This is a genomic window from Mycobacterium sp., assembly GCF_035603715.1.
Taxonomy (GTDB): Bacteria; Actinomycetota; Actinomycetes; order Mycobacteriales; family Mycobacteriaceae; genus Mycobacterium.
In genome coordinates, this window is the sequence record NZ_DATNJW010000230.1 from 1 (window position 1) to 4,626 (window position 4,626).

Annotated in this window: 5 protein-coding genes; 1 reads left to right on the forward strand and 4 read right to left on the reverse strand. The window is 66.0% G+C overall.

All coding sequences use genetic code 11. The features are described 5' to 3' along the window. Positions 1 to 830: sugar phosphate nucleotidyltransferase (locus VN856_RS09715; RefSeq protein ID WP_325688382.1), on the forward strand; the 830-nt coding region annotated here is incomplete at its 5' end. Positions 831 to 833: 3 nt separating this feature from the next. On the opposite strand, the gene VN856_RS09720 is transcribed toward VN856_RS09715, so the two are convergent. The 4 genes from VN856_RS09720 to VN856_RS09735 form a co-directional block, all read right to left on the reverse strand. After that, entirely contained in the window at positions 834 to 1,508 is a 675-nt protein-coding gene (locus tag VN856_RS09720) for an isoprenylcysteine carboxylmethyltransferase family protein (protein WP_325688384.1), read from the reverse strand. 10 nt (positions 1,509 to 1,518) lie between these two features. After that, positions 1,519 to 3,159 carry an ABC transporter permease gene (locus VN856_RS09725; protein WP_325688386.1) on the reverse strand — a complete coding sequence of 547 codons (1,641 nt, stop codon included), beginning with the start codon at positions 3,157 to 3,159 and terminating at the stop codon, positions 1,519 to 1,521. Continuing rightward, positions 3,156 to 4,097: an ABC transporter ATP-binding protein gene (locus VN856_RS09730; protein ID WP_325688388.1), complete on the reverse strand. Its 942-nt coding sequence runs from the start codon at positions 4,095 to 4,097 to the stop codon at positions 3,156 to 3,158. The genes VN856_RS09725 and VN856_RS09730 overlap by 4 nt, the downstream gene beginning before the upstream one ends. Continuing rightward, positions 4,087 to 4,626, reverse strand: a 540-nt coding sequence (locus VN856_RS09735) for a TetR family transcriptional regulator (RefSeq protein ID WP_325688390.1), incomplete at its 5' end; no start/stop codon positions are given. The genes VN856_RS09735 and VN856_RS09730, both read right to left, overlap by 11 nt.

A 4,626-nucleotide genomic window follows, 5' to 3' on the forward strand; every position in this document is an offset into this window, starting at 1 on the left:
TCTACCGGATGGATCCCGAGCAGATGCTGCGCTTCCACGTCGAGAGCGGCGCGGGGGCCACGGTCGCGGGGATCCGGGTGCCCCGTGCCGAAGCAAGTGCGTTCGGCTGCATCGACGCCGACGAATCCGGCCGCATCCGCAGCTTCGTCGAGAAGCCGGGCGATCCGCCGGGTACGCCCGACGACCCGGACGCCACGTTCGTGTCGATGGGCAACTACATCTTCACCACCAAGGTCCTGATCGACGCGATTCGCGCCGACGCCGACGAAGACCACTCCGATCACGACATGGGCGGCGACATCATTCCGCGGCTGGTTGCTGACGGGATGGCCGCCGTCTACGACTTCAGGGACAACGACGTGCCCGGTGCCACCGAACGCGACCGGGGTTACTGGCGCGATGTCGGGACGCTGGACGCGTTCTACGACGCGCACATGGATCTGGTCTCGGTGCACCCCGTTTTCAACCTCTACAACAAGCGCTGGCCCATCCTCGGTGCGTCGGAGAACCTGGCGCCGGCCAAGTTCGTCAACGGTGGTTCCGCGCAGGAATCGGTGGTGGGTGCGGGCAGCATCATCTCCGCGGCGTCGGTGCGGAATTCGGTGCTCTCGTCCAACGTCGTTGTCGACGACGGCGCCATCGTGGAGGGCAGCGTGATCATGCCGGGTGTGCGGGTTGGCCGCGGCGCGGTGGTTCGTCACGCGATCCTGGACAAGAACGTCGTCGTCGGACCCGGCGAGATGGTCGGGGTGGATCTGGAGAGGGATCGCGAACGCTTCGCGATCAGCGCCGGCGGCGTGGTCGCCGTGGGCAAGGGCGTCTGGATCTGACGTTCACCACACGTAGGGCAGCAGCCGATAGTGCACCTTCTGCTCGTACTCGCGGTAGCCGCTGAGTTCGTGGGTCAGCAGCTTTTCTTCGTCGCGGATGCGTAGTACGAGAACGAGTATGCCGGGGATCAGCAGGAAGAATCCCCAGTACGAGCCGAGCGCCAGCGGGATACCGAGCATCAGCACCACGTTGCCGGTGTACATCGGATGGCGCACCAGCCCGTACAACCCGGTCGAGACGAGCTGCTGGCCCGCTTCGACCCGGACATTGGCCGCCGCGTAACTGTTTTGGATGATGACCAGCATCGCCAGGCAAAGCCCGATCGCGACCAGCACGTCGCCGATCACCGACAGTGTCGCCGGCATCTGCGACCAGCCGAAACGATGGTCGAGACCGCCGACCACAAACGAGGCCGGGAATGCGATGAAGATGATGGTGATGAGAATCCGCTGCAGCGGCCGGGTTTCGGCGGTCGGCCCGACCTGCATGCGCCGCTCGAGTGCAGCCGGATTCGTCCGCATCAGATACACGGTCGGGATCCAGGTGGACAATGCGAACACCGCGAGAAACGCCCAGCCCTGCCAGTAGTGGGTCGTCCCGGCCGGCCAGAACAACAGCAGTGCGAACGCCACCAAGCCCAGAATGGCCGAGAGTGAGCCTTTGATAACAGTATTCATGGCAGCCTCCTCAAGCCTGCACATCGCGGCGGCGGAAGGCCGCCAATCCCAGAGCGATCAGTGCGACGTCGATCGCCGACAACCACAGCAACGGAACCAGCGTGAAGGCGCCGGCGCTGACAAGCGGGATGTGCGCGAACGGCTCCAGGTCGAGCACCCACTGCGGGAAACCGGACAGCGAACCGATCAGATACAGCGCGACGAATCCGACCAGCACACCCCAAGCGACCGGGCTGAAACGCGGTGCCAGCCCGAACAGTGCGACGGCCACCGCCGCCGGCAGCCACACCGCCGGCAGCTGAACCAGGGCGGTGCCCACGACCATCGACAGCTTGCCGCCGACGTCGTGGGCGGCGATTCCATAGCTGAGGCCGGCGACCGCACCGGCGATCACGATCGCGGCCGCCGAGCCGATCAGTGCTATCACGAGATGACTAGTCAGCCAACGGCTTCGGCTAACCGATCCACTCAGCACCGTCTCGGCCCGTTGACCGGCCTCTTCCTGGTGCAGCCGCAGCGTCAGCGATACGGCGAACGCGGCCGCCATCATGCCCAGCATGCAGAACGCGGCCGCGACGAAGGCCTGCTCCAAGGCGCTGGTGCCGCCCATGCGCACGATGATGTCTCGTGCCGTATCGCCGCCCAGCTCGTCACCGATGCCGTGGATGATGCTGCCGATCAGCAACCCGTACAGGCACAGCCCGACGGTCCACAGCACCAGCGCTCCACGATCCAGCCGCCAGGCCAGTCCGAAAGCGTTGCGCAGCAACGGTGCTGCCGTGCCCGGGCCCGGCCGTTCGGCGATCAAGCCCGCCCCGACGTCACGACGCGCGAGCAGCTGGTAGGCCAGCGCGGTGAGCAAGAGCGTCGTCGCCAGATGCAACAGCAGCACCCACCACCGGTCACCGGCGTAGGGGCGAACCTGCAACGACCAGCCAAGCGGCGAGAGCCACGACAACACAGGTGAGCCGGCGTCGCCGACGGCGCGCAGCGTGAACGCGGTGGCCAGCACCGCGAACGCTGCACCGCGCGCGAAACGTGCGCTCGCCGAAAGTTGGGCCGCCACGGCGGCGACGGCGGTGAACACCAGACCCGAGCAAGCCAGTGCCGCACCGAAAGCCAGCGACCCGCGTGCCGGGACGCTGGTGCTTAGCAGGCCGGCCGCGCCGAGCGCGCCGGTGGTCAGCGAGGCTCCGAATGACAGCAGCAGGGCCGCGGTCAGGCTGGCGTACCGGCCCACCGCTGTCGAGTCGACCAGCTCGGCGCGGCCGGTTTCTTCGTCGGCACGGGTGTGTCGGATGACGGTGAGAATGACCGCCACGGCGATCAGCAGATGGAACATGCCGGCTTTCCAGATGCCGGTCGCGCCAAGGCTGTCGTTGTAGATCTTTCCGTAAAGCGCCCGTTGTGCGGGGCTGGCCATGATCGTGGCGGCGAAGCCGGCGCGGGCCGCCTCGTCCGGGTAGACCTTCTCGATGCCGCCGATGTAGACGGTGGCCAGTGGCGTCGACAGCAGTAATACCCAGAGCGGCAAGACGATCCGGTCGCGTCGCAGGTAGAGCCGTAGCATGCCGAGCGTGCCGGTGAATGCCGAACCATGTTGTGGGGTTTCGTGCGCCGGATGCTGCGGTCGTTCCAACGTGGTGGTCATGAGCGCGCTCCTTGATCGCTCAGCTGCCGCTGACCGTCGGCGCCGTAGTGGCGCATGAAGAGCTCTTCCAGCGTGGGCGGCTGGCTGACCAAGCTGCGCACGCCGGTGTCGCCGAGTACCCGAATGAGTTCGCCGAGGCCTTCGCTGTCGACGTGGGCGTGCAGTGTGGTCCCTTCGTAGCTGATGTCCTCGACGCCGCGGATGCGGGTGAGATCGCCGGGGTCGTTCAGCAAGTCGGCCGTGATCGTCGTGCGGCTGAGGTGCCGCATCGATTCCAGCGTTCCGCTCTCGACGGTCTTGCCGGCGCGGATGATCGTCACCCGCTCGCAGAGCGCCTCGGTCTCGGCCAGGATGTGACTTGACAGCAGGACCGTCGCGCCGCGGTCGCGTGCTTCGGCAACGCACTGCTGAAAGATGTTCTCCATCAACGGGTCCAGGCCGCTGCTGGGCTCGTCGAGGAGCAACAGCCGGGCCCGCGACGAGAACGCGGAGATCAGCGAGACCTTCTGCCGGTTGCCTTTGGAGTAGGTGCGGGCCTTCTTGTGCGGGTCGAGTTCGAAGCGCTCGACCAGCTCGGCTCGTCGCTTTTCGTCGATGCCGCCGCGCATGCGGGCCAGCAGGTCGATGGTCTCGCCGCCGGTTAGCGATGGCCATAGCGTGACATCGCCTGGTACATAAGCGATCTGGCGGTGCAATTCGACGGCGTCCGTCCAGGGATCGCCGCCCAGCAATCGCACGCTTCCGCTGTCGGCCTTGACCAGACCCAACAGGATGCGAATGGTGGTCGACTTCCCCGCGCCGTTGGGTCCGAGGAAACCGTGCACTTCTCCGGCGCGCACCGTCAGGTCGAGCCCGTCCAGCGCCCGCACCGCGCCGAAATTCTTGGTCAGACCCCGGATTTCGATCGGTGCGGAGGTGGCGGAGTTGTCAACTGTCATGGGATTCTCCTTGGTCTTCGGCGGTTAGAAATGCGTCGTACATGGTGCGGTCGGCCATCAGGCCTTCGGTGTAGATCTCGAGGGCGGGCAGCACCATGTCTCGGGCGTAGTCGCGTAGGACGGCCCGCACATCAGTTGGGGTTTGGTGCATTTGGATATAGAGCAGCAGGCCGCCGCCGGAGGTGATGGCAAGGTACTTGGCCCTGGCTTCCGGGTCGCGGCTGGGCTTTATCGTGCCGGCCCGCACGCCGTCGGCGAAGTATTCCTCGGCGTTGTCAATCATCCTCTGCCACATCATCTTTGCGAGATCGCTGCCCGACTGCATGCTGCGCACCAAGTAGGCCATCAAGGGGGCGTATGACTCGATCTCGGCCATCTGGGCGAACCAATTGGCGGGGTCCGTGGACTGCATCGACGCCGACTTGCCGGTGCGGATCTCCTCCGCGATGTAGTCGTCGCACGCCTTCCGCAGGCCTTCTTTGGAACCGAAGTGATGAATGACCAGCGCGGCGGACACGCCCGCCGCCTC

What these genes read in the sequence shown, in the direction of transcription:
- VN856_RS09720 (WP_325688384.1), bottom strand. Translation starts at nt 1,508, where the DNA reads ATGAATACTGTTATCAAAGGCTCACTCTCGGCCATTCTGGGCTTGGTG.
- VN856_RS09725 (WP_325688386.1), bottom strand. Translation starts at nt 3,159, where the DNA reads ATGACCACCACGTTGGAACGACCGCAGCATCCGGCGCACGAAACCCCA.
- VN856_RS09730 (WP_325688388.1), bottom strand. Translation starts at nt 4,097, where the DNA reads ATGACAGTTGACAACTCCGCCACCTCCGCACCGATCGAAATCCGGGGT.